Genomic DNA, 15,122 nt, shown 5'->3' with positions numbered 1-15,122 from the left:
CAGGAAAAGCCTGTGGTACGGTTTTTCCGCGCGCTGGCCTTTCAGCTTTTTGAGGAAACGTAAACATGATGGTTCTGTATTCCGGCACAACTTGCCCGTTCTCCCAGCGCTGCCGGCTGGTGTTGTTCGAAAAGGGCATGGACTTCGAGATCCGCGACGTCGACCTGTTTAACAAGCCGGAAGACATCGCCGTGATGAATCCGTATGGTCAGGTGCCGATTCTGGTCGAACGGGACCTGATTCTGTACGAATCGAACATCATCAACGAGTACATCGACGAGCGCTTTCCGCACCCGCAGCTGATGCCGGCTGACCCGGTGCAACGCGCCCGCGCGCGCCTGTTCCTGCTGAATTTCGAAAAGGAACTGTTCGTCCACGTCGGCACGCTCGAAAACGAAAAGGGCAAAGCCGCCGAGAAGAACCACGAAAAGGCACGTCTCGCGATCCGCGATCGTCTGACGCAGCTCGCACCGATCTTCCTGAAGAACAAGTACATGCTCGGCGAAGAGTTCTCGATGCTCGACGTGGCGATCGCGCCGCTGCTGTGGCGTCTGGATCACTACGGCATCGAGCTGTCGAAGAACGCTGCACCGCTGATGAAGTACGCCGAGCGCATTTTCAGCCGCCCGGCTTATATCGAAGCGCTGACGCCTTCGGAAAAGGTGATGCGTCGTTGAGTTTGGCTTTAGGGCGAGGGCGGCGCGTGCAGATTGTTGATGTGCGCGCCCGCGCCCGGTAAGAGGATTGTTGATGCAAGAGACTTCCACCAAGCCTTATCTGCTGCGCGCGCTGTACGAGTGGTGCACGGATAACGGCTATACGCCGCATATCGCGGTCCGGGTCGATAATCAGACGCGCGTGCCGCGTCAGTTCGTGCGCGACAACGAGATCGTGTTGAACATCAGCTTCGAGGCGACCAGCCAGTTGCAGATGGGTAACGAGTGGATCGAATTCAGCGCGCGCTTCTCCGGCAAGTCGCACAAGATCGAAGTGCCGATCTCCAATGTTCTCGCGATTTATGCGCGTGAAAATGGGCAAGGCATGGCGTTCCCTGTCGAGTCGGCGGGGGGCGAAGCGCTGGATTCGGGTGCGGACGCGGAACTGGCGGAAGAGGCGGAGTCGCCCGCTGCGCCGGTCGGCGCTGCGCCGCGTGCCGTTGCGGCGCCGCCGGCACCGGATGCCGCCACTAGCAAAGCGGATAACGCGGACGACGGCCCGCAACCTGACGACGACGGATCAAAAGGTGGCGGAAGAGGCCACCTCAAGATCGTGAAATGAAGTAGAATCACGGCCTCATGCCGGCTTAGCTCATCAGGTAGAGCGCTTGACTTGTAATCATGAGGTGGCGGGTTCGAGTCCTGCAGCCGGCACCAGTAGTACAAAAACGGGTTTCTGAAGATTTTCAGAAACCCGTTTTTTATTTGGTTATTGCCGTATTGCGACGGTGTCAGGGGCCAGCCACGGTGTCGCTAGACGGCACGGTGCCTGGGGCGCCGCGTGCGCCTTGCTCGCGATGCGTTCGACCCTTGCGGCGTACCCGGGAAAGGCTGACGGTTACCGATCCAGAGGCGCAAAAATAGCGTTTTCGCCCAGATCTCATTCACCTTGTCGATATTGGATTTTTTTGTCTACGTTGCTCACGCCGTCAACGCTAGGCACGTCGGTGCAGGTATCCCTGTCATCCGCTTCGGCTGATCCAGCGTGCCGTTCTCCGCATCGATATTCAGACGCAAAATGTCGCCACCTTGCAGATTGAGCGCATAGAGGCTGGCGCCATCCGGCGCCAATGCCAAGGCACGCGGCCTATTCAAGCCCTCGTGCCACCATTGCAGTTCGACGAGCCTCCCGCTCATGGCGTCGACGTGAAATACCGCGATGCCGTCGGCGGACAAATTGGCCGACGCTACACCGCTGTAGGCGGCGTAGAGAAAGCGTCCCGAGGGATGCAGCGCGACTGCTGTTGCGCTACTTGCACCCGTCTCCCCGACGGAGGACGGCGCAACAGACATTGCGCCCCGCCTCGGTCCGATCAGGCCGCGTCCGGCGTTGTAGCCGTACCATTCCACCGTCGCGGAAAGTTCGTTCAGCACATACAGCCACCGGCCGTCAGGATGCAGCGCCAGCTCGCGTGGGCCGTTGCCGGGTGCTGTTGCGATGCGGTCCCATGCGCTCAGCCGGCTGCCGGCAAGCGTCAGTACGCTGAGCCGGTCGCAGCCCAAATCCGCGCTCAGAATGCGTTCGCCGCTGGGGTCGAATAGCACCATCTGCGGTTGCGCGGTGCGTTGGCGCGTCTTGTCCGGGCCACAGCCGGTTTCCTTCAGGATGCTGGACACATTCGCGAGCCGTCCATCGGGGCCGATCGGCATCACGTCGTAGGCACCCCCGCCGGATAGTGCCACTACCAGCATGCGACCGTTTGGCGATATGGCGGCATGCGACGGCCGCGTACCCGATAGCGAGAGCGGCTGCCGATTCAGCAGCGACAGCCGCCCGTCGCGAGGATCGATTGAGTAGGCCTCGACGCTGCCTGTGGCGAGACCCTGATAGACGTCGATCTGGTTGACGGCATAAAGGAAGCGATTGCCCGGATGGAGCACGAGAAAAATAGGGCGATCGCTGCGCATGACCTGCACTTGCCGCCACCCGTCGCCTACGACAGCAAATACATGGAGCCCGCACGGCGGATGCCCCGCCGCTTTGTTGCCGTCATCCCGGCCTTTCGAGGTGTCACCCGCGGTGCTGACGTAGGCAAAGCGCGGTTGCTTGACTGATTGCACCGATCGAGGCAAGTCCCGGCCGTCGCCTCGCTTTGTGTGGGCGCTGGCATTGAGCGAGGGCGCCAGCATCCCGAACGCCGACAGCGCGGCGCCAGCTTGCAGGAAGCGCCGGCGTCCAGCAACCTGGTATCGGGTCACGACCGGTTCTCGGCCACTGGAGGGCGTATCGACATCGCGTGGTGAAAAATATTGTTCGGATCGTAGCGGCGCTTCACGTCTTGCAGGAACGTGTAAAGGCCGCGGTCGCCGTAATACAGTTGTGGCCAGAATGGGTGGGCCAGCATATCGGCGTCCGGGTAGTTGATGTAGCAACCCCCGTAGCGTTCGCCGGGGTAAGGCGTGCCTTCGTAACGGCGGTCCGGTCCATCGGGCCCGGAATAGACGTCGCGGTACAGGTCACGGATCCAGCGCAGGTGCGCGGCATCGTCGTGCGGCTGGCTCCAGTAGGTCTGGTATTGCAGTTTCATGATTGAGGCGCGCTGCGCTACGGCAGTGCTGTTGGTGAGTTCCGCGCGATTTATCGCGCCACCGTACGAATCCACCTGCACCAGCGACTGACTCAGATCGATGCCCGGCACCGTTCGCGTGAGGTGCGTGTACATGCGTGCTATCTCGTGGGCCGTGAAGTTGCGCTTCATATAGGCCGACTTGTACTTGCCGCGCTGGTTGGGCCCGGAGCCGTTCAGATACTGAGTCGCCGTCAGCCAATCGTAGCGCGTCACGCGATGCGGCTGCGAGCACAGCAGTTCTCCACCTTCGCGCTGCGCCGGACCGTAGCCGGGCACCGGTCCCTTCACCGTCACCGGGCCGCAGGTTCTGAAGCGCTCGAGAAACTCGTTCAGTACGCTCAGGTCGCGGCAGGTCCCGTCCGCGTCGCAAAACTGGCTGACCAGCACAATCTGGTTTGCCGACCGATGGGTCAGCTTAAGCATTGAGAAGAGTCCCCACGTATCCGATTGCGTGCCGCGCGTTTCCCAATAGTCGCCGTACGCGCCCAGCAAAGCGGCAAACCGCGCGTCGGTCATGTCCGCCCAGTCGAACGCGACAGTTGCGATGGCGACCTCGGCTGGCGGGTGAGGCAACTTCGCGAACAGGTAGTCCGTGACGACGCCGAAGTTGCCACCGCCGGCACCGCGACAGGCCCGAAAGAGATCCGGATCGCGCATCGCGTCGACGCGACGTCGTGCCGCCTTGCCCTGCTCGTCGACTGTCACGATGTCGACGCCCGTCATCCAGTCGACGGTCAAGCCATGGCGCCGCGAAAGTAGTCCGTAGCCGCCGCCGCAAATATGGCCGCCCGCCCCGACGGAGTAGCACGAGCCGCCAGGCAGCGTGACGCTGTGTCGCTTGTACAGTTCGAGGTAGCCGGTCCAGTTCTGTGTGCCTGCGGCGATTCGAAAACCTCCGTCGGGATCAAAACCGCTGCGATTCAGCAGACTGAGGTCGAGCAGGGTGCCCCCTGGATTGTTCGACACGAAGTCTTCATAGCAATGGCCGCCGCTGCGGATGGTCGGTCGGGAGCCCGCATCAACGCAGCGTTGCAGCGCGATGACGACGTCTTCAGCGTTCTCGCACAGTTCAATCTTCGCGGCTGCTTGTGAGGCGGCCGCAGGCCAGCGCAGATTGAAACCTTTCGTCAGAGTCCGATAGCGGAAATCTTCATGCGTCACGCTGATCACGAGCAATCCTTTGTTTAGGCAATCGACAGGTCGGAAAGTAGTTTTGACGACAGCCATTGTCAATTGCGCCGGATCGTCGCAGCGGCAACCGACAAGAGACTTCAGACCGCGTGAGAATGGCGAATACCTACCGCGAACCCAAGCGGCAGAGGTACTATTCGGGCGTCACCAAGTATCGCCAGAAGTCACTCTCGCGGGCAAAGCCCCCCGACGACGCGACGTTTCACCGCGTCACTCCTGCAACACAGACCCCACCCGAACATGACCAGCCCCGCAACCATCACCTGGCCCGAAGCCGACGGCCCCCGTACTGCCCGTTGGCGCTCCGAAGCCGCGGTGCCGCCGCCCAAGCGGGTCGTCGTCGCGGACGATCGCACCACGGCCGACTCGGCCTACCGCCTCGCCTGCGAAGGCACGGCGCTGCTGTGGAACGGCGACTTCCAGAACGCCCGCCAACTACTGCAAGCGGTCACACGGCGGCTCGAGCGCAAACCGCGCAAGCAGGGCGAAACGCCGATCGACGCGTTCAACCTGCATCGCCAGGCGCAGTCGCAACGCGCCCGCACGCTTGGCATGCTGCTGATTCCGCTCGACGCGGCTTACGGGATTCCGTTGCGCCGCGCGCCTGAAGTGCAACAGACGTGCATCGAAACCTACGGGCCGTCCGGCGATGAAGCGTCGGTCGTGTCGCTGCGTGAACTGCTCGGCTTGATCGGGGCGCACGAGTGGCGCAAGAAGGGCGTCGAAATCCCCGCACTGGGCGAACGCATCCATCCGCATTACGGCGTGTTTTCGCCGGTGCGCGGCGAGTACGTGGATCTGGTCGCTCGCACGCCGCTGCCTTCGTTGAACAAGGCGTTCGATATCGGCACCGGCACGGGCGTGCTGGCAACACTGCTCGCCAAACGCGGCGTGAAGAAAATCGTCGCGACTGATCAGGATCCGCGCGCGCTCACTTGCGCACGTGAAAACCTCACACGTCTCGGCTACGACTCGCAAATCGATATCGTGCAAGCGGACCTGTTTCCGGAAGGCCGTGCGCCGCTCGTGGTCTGTAATCCGCCGTGGGTGCCGGCGCGGCCTGCTTCACCGATCGAATATGCGATCTACGATCCGGAAAGTCGCATGTTGCTCGGTTTCCTGAACGGCCTCGCGGAGCATCTGTCGCCGGGTGGGGAAGGCTGGCTGATCATGTCGGACTTTGCCGAACATCTTGGCTTGCGCACGCGTGAGTGGCTGCTGGCTGCGATTGAAAAGGCCGGGTTGACGGTGGTTGGTCGCGAAGATATTCGTCCGCGCCACCCGAAGTCGACCGATGAAACCGATGCGCTGCATGCCGCACGCGTGGCGGAAGTGACGTCGTTGTGGCGCCTGAAGGCGCGCTAATCGGCGGACGTGGTGCGCGAAAACGCGCCGCTGAAGAGTCGGCGTGTCAGTTCGATGCGCCGCGCGTCTTCAGATACGCGAGTGCGCCGCGGCCAGCTACCAGGCCGCTAGCGAAGCAGGCGGTCAGCAGATAGCCGCCGGTCGGCGCTTCCCAGTCGAGCATCTCGCCGGCGCAGAACGCGCCTGGCAGACGCTCCAGCATCAGGTGGGCGTCAAGCGCTTCGAACGGAATTCCGCCCGCGGTGCTGATGGCTTCCGCGATTGGGCGGGCCCGCATCAGCCGGACAGGCAGCGCCTTGATGGCACGCGCCACGCCGTTAGCGTCGGCGAACGCTTCTTTCGACAGAACTTCGTGCAATAGCGCGAGTTTTACGCCGCCGATACCGACCCTGCCGTGCAGGTGACTCGACATCGAGCGCGAGCCGCGCGGCCGTGTGACCTCCGCGACCACACGCTCCAACGTCAAGCCTGGCGCCAGATCCAGCTCGATGGTGAGTTCGCCGTCAGCCAGAATTCGCTCGCGGATTGCAGCCGACAACGCGTAAATCAGACTCCCTTCCAAGCCCGTTTCGGTCAGAAGTATTTCACCTTGTCGATTGTGGACGTTTTTGTCTACGTCGGTGAGTGTGATGGCGACCGGCTTGACCGGTTGGCCCGCGAAACGCTCCCGCAGGTATGGGCTCCAGTCGGCGTCGAACCCGCAGTTTGCGGGTCGCAATGGTGCTATCGGCACGCTGCGGGTGGTCATCAGCGGCACCCAGGCGGCATCCGAGCCGAGCCGCGGCCAGCTTGCGCCGCCGAGCGCGAACACGACCGCATCGCAGGTCAGCGTTTGCTCACCTTCGGGCGTCGTGAAGCGCAGCGCATGCGCTGCGGCGTTGTTGTCGCCGTCATCCCAGCCGATCCACTTGTGGCGCATGTGAAACCGCACCCCGGTGTCTCTTAACCGATGCAACCATGCACGCAGCATTGGCGCGGCTTTCATGTCGGTCGGAAAAACCCGGCCCGAACTGCCGACAAAGGTCTCGACGCCCAACGCCTGCAACCATGCGCGCAGCGCGTCCGGCCCAAAAGCGTCGAGCAGAGGCGCGATCTGTCCACGGCGGGCGCCATAACGGCCGAGAAACGGTTCGAGCGGTTCCGAGTGCGTGATATTCATGCCGCCTTTGCCCGCCATCAGGAATTTGCGGCCAACCGATGGCATCGCGTCGTAGACGTCGACCTGCACGCCTTGCTGGGCAAGCGCCTCGGCAGCCATCAGGCCGGCGGGACCGCCGCCGATGACGGCAACGCGGGCGGATTCGAGGAAGGATGACATGCGGTCCTGCAGGTGAGCGGAAGAGATGGCGCGCGACCAGTTGGCTCAGTGGGCCGGCGCGAAGGGCGCTATTTTCACACCGCCGGCATGGCAGGGCAAACGGGTGAAGCGGCAAACAGGCGGCTTGGCTGCGACAGCAGGATTCGCGCGTTCACATCGACAGCGTTCGCGTGGATTGCTTTCCAATTCATCACCGCGGACTATACTTTTCAAACGCCTTCCAATCGACGCTGTTCGCGTCTTTCGCACGCCAAACCAACCCAAAGTTTTCGAGCCGCTCGACGCCGACGCTGCGTCGCCGCGATCGGGCAACGTGGTTTGCGCGCTGTTCCCGGCGTCAAGGAGACTGCCATGAATCGCAAATACATTGATTGCCGTGAATTCCCGAGCGAAACGAACTGTACGGTTGCGCTGTCTGCCGACTCGGACGATGAATTGCTCGACGCCGCCGTGCAGCATGCGGTTACGGTGCACAAGCATACGGATTCGCCGGAACTTCGCACCCAGCTCAAGACCTTGTTTCATGACGGCACACCGCCGGTCGAGGCACCGCGCCGGTGAACTACGGGTGGGCGGTTTTCCGCGAGGGAGAATGTCGCGTGACCAAAGCGGGTGGGTTTTGGCCGCTTTGGCTGCTGGGGGATTTGCCGGCAGCGCCGATGCAGTTTCAGCCCGGATACGCTTCGTCGACCTTGAGGCCCGCGAGCTTGAAAATCACCCGTAGCGTTTGCGGTTTGATGTCGCGGCGTGAGGCGAGTGTCGTCATGACGAAGTCGAGCACTTTTGCGTACTTGAGCATGGTCAGGCAGGTTTCCATGTCGACGCTGCCGTCGCGCATGACTTCGGCCAGACGTAGCATTTCGGTGGAGATATCGCGCGCCATCTCCAGTTCGAGTTGCTGTTTTTCCGACCAGGCGGGCGTGGCGATGAGCTTAGCCAGCATTTCCTGAAACTTCTGCTCGACGTTTCCGTTGGGTACCGTATCCATTGCCGCCTCTTCTATTATCCGAGCGCGCGTCCGGCTGAGATCGCGGCGCGCTGCTGGTTACGTAACGTTCGGCCCGTCTTCCGGGTCCGGCCTCCCCACATGCATTCGGTTCGCGTGATCCACGCCACGGCCGGTAGCCTGTTGTTTTACGCGACGCGGCTTACACCATGGGCTGAGCCGGCACGCGAGCTGTTTTTTGCGCCGCTCCGGAAGGTCCCGCTTCGCGCTTCTTAGCAGGAAGTGTTCCAGTTTGTGGCACTTCTTGCATGATTCAGGCGGCTCCTTAGGTGAGCGGGCCGCACTTTGGGTAAACTGGCAGCAACTTTTCCTTTTTTCCGTCACCTGTCGCACGTTCGCGTTGCAATCGGTAGCGGTTTCCGACGATGTCCAGCAAAACCCACGAAATCCGTCCAAACCAATCCGTCGAACTGTTAAAGGAGCTGCATATCCTGACGCGCGACGGCAAGATGAATCAGGACAGCCGCCGCAAGCTGAAACAGGTCTACCACCTGTTCCAGTTCATCGAGCCCCTTCTCAAGGAGCTCAAGGACAAGCAGGGCGACGTGACGCTCGTCGACCACGGCGCGGGCAAGTCATATCTAGGTTTTATCCTGTATGACCTTTTCTTCAAGGAGTTTCAGGGTGCCGCTGGTGGTGCGTCGCACATATACGGCATTGAAACGCGGGAGGACCTGGTCACGAAGTCCGAGGCGCTGGCCGAGCGGCTGGGCTTTGAGGGGATGTCGTTTCTGAATCTCTCGGTGGCCGATTCGATCACATCGGAGCGCCTGCCGGCCCAGATCGACATTGTGACGGCACTGCATGCCTGTAATACCGCCACTGATGATGCGATTCGGTTTGCTTTGGAAAAGCATGCCAAATTTATTGTGGTGGTGCCTTGTTGCCAGGCTGAGGTGGCGGGGGTTTTGCGGCAGAACAAGGGGAAATCACTTGCGAATGCGCTGACTGAAATCTGGCGGCATCCGCTGCATACGCGCGAGTTTGGGAGTCAGATTACTAATGTGCTGCGGTGTTTGCAGCTTGAAGCGCATGGGTATCAGGTGAGTGTCACCGAGTTAGTGGGGTGGGAGCATTCGATGAAGAACGAGCTTATTATTGCTCAATATAAGGATTTGCCTCGGCGGCGGCCTTCCGAGCGGCTTGATGAAGTTATGCAGACGCTTGGGATTGAGGAGTTGAAAAGTAGGTTTTTTGTTTTGAATTAAAAAGGGGTTGGCCCTCACTGGGGTGTGTTTTTTTTTAATGCCTTTGGCGGCGGCATTTTCCTGGTTCTTGCCGCTTTGGCCTTTCCTTGTTTTCTTATTGGTCTATTAGCGTCGCCCCTGTGCGGGGCGGCACCTACTTTTCTTTGCCGGCCGCAAAGAAAAGTAGGCAAAAGAAAGCGGCTCACACCGCTAATTTTTAAGCGGCTCCCCTGGCTTGGAGGGGATCGTGGCCCCGTAGAGATCGGGCCTGCGCACCTTCTGGCATGAGTGACAATGCCGTCATGCTTCCGGCGGCGCTGCGCGCGCCGGGGCGGTACTTCATAAAACCAATTAGTGTTTTCGGCGCCTCGCCGAGGCGAAGCCGATGGCCCCCACCGCGCACAAACGAAGCGCCCGGTTTCCCTGGCAGACCCATCCGCGACGCACGCAGTGCGGAGTGGGAGCGGATGACGGCTGTGTCACGGGCGGTTATTAACTGAGGTGTGATCCGTTAATCGCGCCACAATCCCCTCCAAGCCAGGGGACCCGCTTAAGAATTAGCGGTGTGAAGCCGCTTTCTTTGCTTACTTTCTTTGCGGCGGCAAAGAAAGTAAGTGCCTGCCCCGCACAGGGGCGACACTAATAGACCAATAAGAAAGCAAGGAAAGGCCAAAAAAAACCAGAACCAGAAAATGCCGCCGCCAAAGGCAAAAAACCCTAAATCTTCATCAACTCATTCCAGCCTGCAAGGCCAACCCTCCTGAGGGTCTCCTGATTCCGCTCAAAAATATCTTCCGCCTCAGGAAAAGCCACAACGGCACGTTCAATACTATTTTCCCGGAGCAAATGTAAAATAGGATACGGCGCCCGATTCGTATAATTTTCAATATCATCAGGCTCACTACCTTCAAACTGATAATGAGGATGAAAACTGGCAATCTGCACAACACCTTCGAGCCGAAGCTGCTTAATCATCCTGTTAGCAAAAAACAAACAATCGTTATATTCGAGAAAATCCCCCAGCGCCTGCGGCAAAATCAGCAAAGTCGTCTCCACAGCCTCAGGATCGGCCACGACCAGCGCCTGCAGTTCGGTCTCGAGGTCGACCAGAACGCCTTCCATATCAGTTGCATCACTCACGGCATATCGAATCTGCCCCTTAACATGCACGGCCTTCGCAAAAGGGCACAAATTGAGCCCGATCACGGCTTGTGTCAGCCAATGGCGAGTGGCGACAACAACGGCATCTTGGGATTCGGCAGACAACGACATGGCAAGCAGCGAGGAAGGGAGAAGCTGTCATTCTACCGGGCAGAGGCACACGCAAACCCAGCCACGAACGCAGCGGGAAATCACGCGGCAGCGGTACGCCCACCACATGCGGCAGCAATCAACTGCGCCGCCACCGTCGGCGCGGCAAGAACCGGCCCGCAACCAGGCCCGTACGTTTGGCTAGCCGCATAGACGCCTTCGATCATCAACCCCAGCGCATTGGCCAACCCCACCGGATCATCGGCGCCGGCTGCCGTCGCCAACTCGGTGATCCGGGCCATCAGCCGTTCCTTGTTGCGAAACACGAACTGTCGCGCCGGATGCGCCGTATCGGGAAACTCCACCGACACATTCACGAATGGGCAACCGCGATAATCGTCAACCGATGCCCGCACCGCCAGGTCGTCGAAATATTGCTGGAGCTGCTTTGCGGGCTCGCCCGGATGTTTCGCAAAACTCCTCTCGACGTAACCGAAAAACTGCTTGTCCTTGCGCTCCAGGTACGCCATCACCAGTTCGTCTTTCGACGAAAACTGGCGGTACAAACTCATCTTGTTGACGCCCGCCCGCTCGACCACAGCATCCACGCCAACCGCCCGCACACCCTCGCGGTAAAACAGTTCATCCGCGGCCCGCAGCAAGTGCTGCTGCGCCTGTGGCCCGGCCGTCTGCACGCCACGCGTGCGGCGTGCGCCATCTGCCTTCGGGGGTTTGCTGTCGGACATGAACGCCACCTAATCGAATTGATGCCTTGACATGTTACCGATCGGTAACTAGTATCGCAACACTATTGTGACAGATCGGTCACAAGTCCTTTACGAAGATTGTAACAATGCGCGCGACGCGGCATGCAGGGCACGCGTCGACTGGAGAATCAATGAACTGGGCAGCGAGACTGATTGGCGGGCGCTTCCACTACGGCTGGCTGACGGTCGCAGTGGTGTTTCTGGTGTTATTGGCGGCAGCCGGCACGCGCGCCACACCGAGCGTGATGATGGTGCCGCTCGAGCATCAATTCGGCTGGAGCCGCGCGACCATCTCCCTCGCGATTTCGGTGAATATCGCACTGTATGGTCTGATGGGGCCGTTCGCGGCCGCGGCGATGCAACGCTTCGGGGTCCGCCCCACGTTGCTGGCCGCGTTGGGCACGATGGCAGCGGGTGTGGCGTTGTCGTCATTGATGACCCATCCGTGGCAGATGATCCTGATCTGGGGTGTGATGGTCGGCGGCTCGACGGGGGTGGCGGCGCTGTCGTTGTCAGCAACGGTCGTCACGCGCTGGTTCACCACCCATCGTGGCCTCGTGATGGGGATTCTCACCGCGAGTTCGGCAACCGGCCAGCTGGTTTTCCTGCCCATGCTTGCTGCTATCGCCGAGCATTACGGCTGGCGGCAGGTGGTGTGGGTCGTCGCGGGCGCGGCGGCCATCGTGCTGCCGCTGGTCGCCTTCCTGCTGCCCGAGCGCCCGGCCGACATGAATCTGCGTCCGTTCGGCGAACCCGCCGACGCGCCGATCGCCTCCACGGTGACCAAACAGAATCCGCTAGCCATCGCTTTCGGCACGCTCGCCATGGCGAGCAAGACGCGCGACTTCTGGCTGCTGTTCTTCAGCTTCTTTATCTGCGGCGCGAGTACCAACGGCTATGTCGGCACCCATCTGATCGCGATGTGCGGCGACTACGGCATGACCGAAGTCCAGGGCGCGTCACTGCTGGCGGCAATGGGCATCTTCGATCTGTTCGGCACGACGTTGTCCGGCTGGCTGTCGGACCGTTACAACAGCCGTGTGCTGTTGTTCTGGTATTACGGCCTGCGCGGATTGTCGCTGATGTTTTTGCCGCACGCCTTCGGCATCGATTTCTTCGGTCTGCCGTTATTCGCGGTGTTCTACGGTCTCGACTGGATCGCTACCGTGCCGCCTACCGTGCGTCTCGCGACAGACGTCTACGGCAAGGAGGCTGCGCCGGTTGTGTTCGGCTGGGTCGTGGCGGGTCACCAGCTCGGCGCGGCGTTCGCGGCGCTCGGCGCGGGCATGCTGCGCGCGAGCCTGGGCACGTACACGGTCGCGTCGATGATTTCGGGCGGCCTTTGCCTGGTCGCCGCGACGATCGTGCTGCGGATCAACCGTCCCGTGAAGGCGCCGGAGCCGCAGGCGGCCTGAAGCAAGGCTGGCGGAGCAAGGTGCGCTAGCTAAAGCGGCCCCGGAAGGCACCGTTTCGCATGCAGCCAGCGTGAAAACTAACTGCGCACTTGATGGAGCGCGAGCGGGCAAGCCCGGTTATGCTATGTGACCCCGGGCAAGCTGCCCGCCGTCCATGAATTTCGACCGAGAGAAGCGCATGCCCAACAAACCCGCCCCTACCGAAGTTGCCATTCACGAACTGATTGCAGGCCGCTGGAGCCCGCGCGCGTATTCGAGCGAGCCGGTGAGCCGGGAGCATCTGCACACGGTTCTCGAGGCGGCACGTTGGGCGCCGTCTTCGTATAACGTCCAGCCGTGGCGTTTCCTCGTGTTCGACCGCAGTGTCGACGAAGTGTCGTTCAAGCAGGCTTTCGCCACGCTGGTGCCGTTCAATCAGGGCTGGAATGCGTCGGCGCCGGTGCTGATCGCGGTGACCATGCATACCCTCACCAACAAGGGCGAAGTGAACCGTTGCGCGCCTTACGATGCCGGCGCCGCAGCGATGGCGCTCGTATTGCAGGCGCATGCACTTGGGCTCGCCGCGCATCAGATGAGCGGCTTCGACCCGAACGCATTCCGCACGACGTTCAAGCTGCCGAACGATGTCGACGTGATTTCGATCATCTCTCTCGGCCACTATGGTGAGATCGACAAACTCGACCCGGTGTTGCGCGAGCGCGAGAAGTCGGTGCGTCAGCGCTTGCCGCTTGGCGATATCGTGTACGGCGGCGGCTGGAAAAAGGCCTTCTGAAGGCCTTATATCCCCGCTATGAAAAACGCGCGGCGCCGTCCGCGCGTTTTTTTATTCCGCGTCGTCCGCAACACTCGACAGCGGCGTGGCGACGTTTTCCAGCGACTTGCGTTCGGCATCCACGCCCCAAATCGCAGCAATCACCGCCGCCGCAAGCATCAGCGCGGAGCCGACCAGGTAGCCTGAGAACACCTGGCTGCGCTGATGCGTATCGATCAACCGGCCAAAAAACGCCGGCCCCACAATGCCGCCCAGCGCCGTGCCGAACGCGTAGAAGACCGCGATCGCCAGCGCGCGAATTTCCAGAGGAAACGATTCGCTGACGGTCAGATACGCCGAACTCGCGGCTGCCGAAGCGAAAAAGAAGATCACCATCCACGCGATCGTCTGCGTCACGACCGTGAGCAACTGCTGCTCGAACAGATAGCCGCTCAGCGTCAGCAGGATGGCGGACAGGCCGTAAGTGGTCGCGATCATTTTGCGCCGTCCGATCACGTCGAAGAGTCGGCCAAGCAGCAATGGTCCGAGGAAATTGCCGAGCGCGAACGGCAGCAGATACCAGCCGATCTGATCTCCCGGCACCTGATAGAAATCGGTCAGCACCAGCGCATAGGTGAAGAAGATCGCGTTGTAGAAGAACGCCTGCGCGGTCATTAGCGACAAACCGACCAGCGCCCGGCGCCGATGCACGTTGAACAGCGTGTGGAACACCTCGCGCAGCGGCGTATGGCCGCGCGCCCGCAGACGCAAGCGCATGAGGTCGCCGTCGGCGAGAGTGTGGCCTTCGTCGCGAAACCGCGTCTCGATGCCTTCGACGATCGCGCGCGCGTCACGCTCGTCGCCATGGGTGAGCAACCAGCGCGGGCTTTCCGGCACCCAGATACGCATTGGAAGAATGGCCAGCGCGAGGACCGCACCGATGAAAAAACAGGCGCGCCAGCCCCAATCGGGCGGCAGCAGGTTGGGATCGAGCAGCACCAGCGAGCCCGCCGCGCCGAGGCCGGCTCCGACCCAGAATGTGCCGTTGATGCCGAGATCGGTCCAGCCGCGCACGCGTGCTGGCGTGAATTCCTGGATTGTCGAATTGATCGCCGTATATTCGCCGCCGATCCCCGCGCCGGTCAGAAATCGGAACAGCAGAAAACTGCCGAGATTCCACGACAAAGCGGTCGCGGCCGTGGCGGCCAGATACAGCGCCAGCGTGATGAAGAACAGCTTGCGGCGCCCGAGCCGGTCAGTCAGCCAGCCGAAACCGAGCGCGCCGAGCACCGCGCCTGCGATGTAAGCGCTGCCGGCCAGACCCACGTCGGCGTTGGTAAACCGCAACGCCGGACTGGACTTCAACGCACTCGCAACTGCGCCCGCCAGGGTCACTTCGAGGCCGTCGAGCATCCACGTCACGCCAAGCGCCACCACGATCAGCGAGTGGAAGCGCCCCCACGGCAGGCGATCGAGCCGCGAGGGCAGGTCGGTTTCGATCACGGCGGCTTTTTCGCGGACTGCGGCGGTGGGCGGCGCGCTCATTGCTATAAGTCTCCTGATTGCCGAAAATTGGCGGCGTATC

At 61.3% G+C, this 15,122-nt stretch carries 14 protein-coding genes and 1 tRNA gene; 8 read left to right on the top strand and 7 right to left on the bottom strand.

Annotated elements, in window-relative coordinates:
* Positions 1-65: 65 nt before the first annotated feature.
* From PQR27_RS18735 to PQR27_RS18725, 3 genes are all read left to right on the top strand, one after another.
* Positions 66-677 carry a glutathione S-transferase N-terminal domain-containing protein gene (locus PQR27_RS18735; RefSeq protein WP_006052302.1) on the top strand — a complete coding sequence of 204 codons (612 nt, stop codon included), beginning with the start codon at positions 66-68 and terminating at the stop codon, positions 675-677.
* Positions 678-750: 73 nt separating this feature from the next.
* Complete coding sequence (locus PQR27_RS18730; RefSeq protein ID WP_408525035.1) at positions 751-1,278, top strand: ClpXP protease specificity-enhancing factor; 528 nt, start codon at positions 751-753, stop codon at positions 1,276-1,278.
* 19 nt (positions 1,279-1,297) lie between these two features.
* Positions 1,298-1,373: transfer RNA gene (locus PQR27_RS18725), tRNA-Thr, on the top strand.
* 264 nt (positions 1,374-1,637) lie between these two features.
* Here the strand turns inward: PQR27_RS18725 and PQR27_RS18720 are convergent.
* Positions 1,638-2,915: a lactonase family protein gene (locus PQR27_RS18720; protein WP_408525034.1), complete on the bottom strand. Its 1,278-nt coding sequence runs from the start codon at positions 2,913-2,915 to the stop codon at positions 1,638-1,640.
* Positions 2,912-4,513 (bottom strand): N-acetyl-D-hexosamine oxidase, encoded by a 1,602-nt coding sequence (locus PQR27_RS18715; protein WP_408525033.1) that lies wholly within the window; start codon positions 4,511-4,513, stop codon positions 2,912-2,914. The genes PQR27_RS18720 and PQR27_RS18715 overlap by 4 nt, the downstream gene beginning before the upstream one ends.
* A gap of 204 nt (positions 4,514-4,717) precedes the next feature.
* On the opposite strand from PQR27_RS18715, the gene PQR27_RS18710 reads away from it, so the two are divergent.
* Positions 4,718-5,842 carry a methyltransferase gene (locus tag PQR27_RS18710; RefSeq protein WP_408525032.1) on the top strand — a complete coding sequence of 375 codons (1,125 nt, stop codon included), beginning with the start codon at positions 4,718-4,720 and terminating at the stop codon, positions 5,840-5,842.
* 46 nt (positions 5,843-5,888) lie between these two features.
* Here the strand turns inward: PQR27_RS18710 and PQR27_RS18705 are convergent, their stop codons facing one another.
* Positions 5,889-7,160, bottom strand: coding sequence for a TIGR03862 family flavoprotein (locus PQR27_RS18705; RefSeq protein ID WP_408525031.1), 1,272 nt, complete (start codon positions 7,158-7,160; stop codon positions 5,889-5,891).
* Positions 7,161-7,511: 351 nt separating this feature from the next.
* On the opposite strand from PQR27_RS18705, the gene PQR27_RS18700 reads away from it, so the two are divergent.
* The gene (locus PQR27_RS18700) at positions 7,512-7,721 is read left to right on the top strand and encodes a DUF1059 domain-containing protein (protein ID WP_408525030.1); all 210 of its coding nucleotides are present in this window, start codon (positions 7,512-7,514) and stop codon (positions 7,719-7,721) included.
* A gap of 106 nt (positions 7,722-7,827) precedes the next feature.
* On the opposite strand, the gene PQR27_RS18695 is transcribed toward PQR27_RS18700, so the two are convergent.
* Positions 7,828-8,148, bottom strand: coding sequence for a type II toxin-antitoxin system HicA family toxin (locus tag PQR27_RS18695; protein ID WP_012434486.1), 321 nt, complete (start codon positions 8,146-8,148; stop codon positions 7,828-7,830).
* A gap of 383 nt (positions 8,149-8,531) precedes the next feature.
* Between PQR27_RS18695 and PQR27_RS18690 the strand changes: the two genes are divergently transcribed.
* Positions 8,532-9,374, top strand: coding sequence for a class I SAM-dependent methyltransferase (locus PQR27_RS18690; protein WP_408525029.1), 843 nt, complete (start codon positions 8,532-8,534; stop codon positions 9,372-9,374).
* Between the two features lie 696 nt (positions 9,375-10,070).
* On the opposite strand, the gene PQR27_RS18685 is transcribed toward PQR27_RS18690, so the two are convergent.
* Positions 10,071-10,625 (bottom strand): DUF1415 domain-containing protein, encoded by a 555-nt coding sequence (locus tag PQR27_RS18685; protein ID WP_408525028.1) that lies wholly within the window; start codon positions 10,623-10,625, stop codon positions 10,071-10,073.
* Between the two features lie 80 nt (positions 10,626-10,705).
* Positions 10,706-11,350 carry a TetR/AcrR family transcriptional regulator gene (locus PQR27_RS18680; protein WP_408525027.1) on the bottom strand — a complete coding sequence of 215 codons (645 nt, stop codon included), beginning with the start codon at positions 11,348-11,350 and terminating at the stop codon, positions 10,706-10,708.
* A 152-nt stretch (positions 11,351-11,502) separates the two neighbouring features.
* Between PQR27_RS18680 and PQR27_RS18675 the strand changes: the two genes are divergently transcribed.
* Together PQR27_RS18675 and PQR27_RS18670 are read left to right on the top strand one after the other, a co-directional pair.
* Complete coding sequence (locus PQR27_RS18675) at positions 11,503-12,786, top strand: MFS transporter (protein ID WP_408525026.1); 1,284 nt, start codon at positions 11,503-11,505, stop codon at positions 12,784-12,786.
* Positions 12,787-12,964: 178 nt separating this feature from the next.
* Positions 12,965-13,558, top strand: a complete 594-nt coding sequence (locus PQR27_RS18670) for a nitroreductase family protein (protein WP_408525025.1) — start codon at positions 12,965-12,967, stop codon at positions 13,556-13,558.
* A 51-nt stretch (positions 13,559-13,609) separates the two neighbouring features.
* Here PQR27_RS18670 and PQR27_RS18665 read toward each other — a convergent pair whose 3' ends face one another.
* Positions 13,610-15,082, bottom strand: a complete 1,473-nt coding sequence (locus PQR27_RS18665; RefSeq protein WP_408525024.1) for an MFS transporter — start codon at positions 15,080-15,082, stop codon at positions 13,610-13,612.
* Positions 15,083-15,122: the final 40 nt, after the last annotated feature.

Origin of the sequence: Paraburkholderia fungorum (assembly GCF_046027215.1) — a bacterium.
In the GTDB taxonomy this organism is placed as follows: domain Bacteria; phylum Pseudomonadota; class Gammaproteobacteria; order Burkholderiales; family Burkholderiaceae; genus Paraburkholderia; species Paraburkholderia fungorum_D.
Note: the sequence above shows the minus strand (reverse complement) of the source record. Positions and strands in the feature narration are given on the sequence as shown.

What these genes read in the sequence shown, in the direction of transcription:
- PQR27_RS18685 (WP_408525028.1), bottom strand. Translation starts at nt 10,625, where the DNA reads ATGTCGTTGTCTGCCGAATCCCAAGATGCCGTTGTTGTCGCCACTCGC.
- PQR27_RS18690 (WP_408525029.1), top strand. Translation starts at nt 8,532, where the DNA reads ATGTCCAGCAAAACCCACGAAATCCGTCCAAACCAATCCGTCGAACTG.
- PQR27_RS18735 (WP_006052302.1), top strand. Translation starts at nt 66, where the DNA reads ATGATGGTTCTGTATTCCGGCACAACTTGCCCGTTCTCCCAGCGCTGC.
- PQR27_RS18680 (WP_408525027.1), bottom strand. Translation starts at nt 11,350, where the DNA reads ATGTCCGACAGCAAACCCCCGAAGGCAGATGGCGCACGCCGCACGCGT.
- PQR27_RS18695 (WP_012434486.1), bottom strand. Translation starts at nt 8,148, where the DNA reads ATGGATACGGTACCCAACGGAAACGTCGAGCAGAAGTTTCAGGAAATG.
- PQR27_RS18670 (WP_408525025.1), top strand. Translation starts at nt 12,965, where the DNA reads ATGCCCAACAAACCCGCCCCTACCGAAGTTGCCATTCACGAACTGATT.
- PQR27_RS18715 (WP_408525033.1), bottom strand. Translation starts at nt 4,513, where the DNA reads ATGGCTGTCGTCAAAACTACTTTCCGACCTGTCGATTGCCTAAACAAA.
- PQR27_RS18705 (WP_408525031.1), bottom strand. Translation starts at nt 7,160, where the DNA reads ATGTCATCCTTCCTCGAATCCGCCCGCGTTGCCGTCATCGGCGGCGGT.
- PQR27_RS18730 (WP_408525035.1), top strand. Translation starts at nt 751, where the DNA reads ATGCAAGAGACTTCCACCAAGCCTTATCTGCTGCGCGCGCTGTACGAG.
- PQR27_RS18665 (WP_408525024.1), bottom strand. Translation starts at nt 15,082, where the DNA reads ATGAGCGCGCCGCCCACCGCCGCAGTCCGCGAAAAAGCCGCCGTGATC.
- PQR27_RS18675 (WP_408525026.1), top strand. Translation starts at nt 11,503, where the DNA reads ATGAACTGGGCAGCGAGACTGATTGGCGGGCGCTTCCACTACGGCTGG.
- PQR27_RS18710 (WP_408525032.1), top strand. Translation starts at nt 4,718, where the DNA reads ATGACCAGCCCCGCAACCATCACCTGGCCCGAAGCCGACGGCCCCCGT.
- PQR27_RS18700 (WP_408525030.1), top strand. Translation starts at nt 7,512, where the DNA reads ATGAATCGCAAATACATTGATTGCCGTGAATTCCCGAGCGAAACGAAC.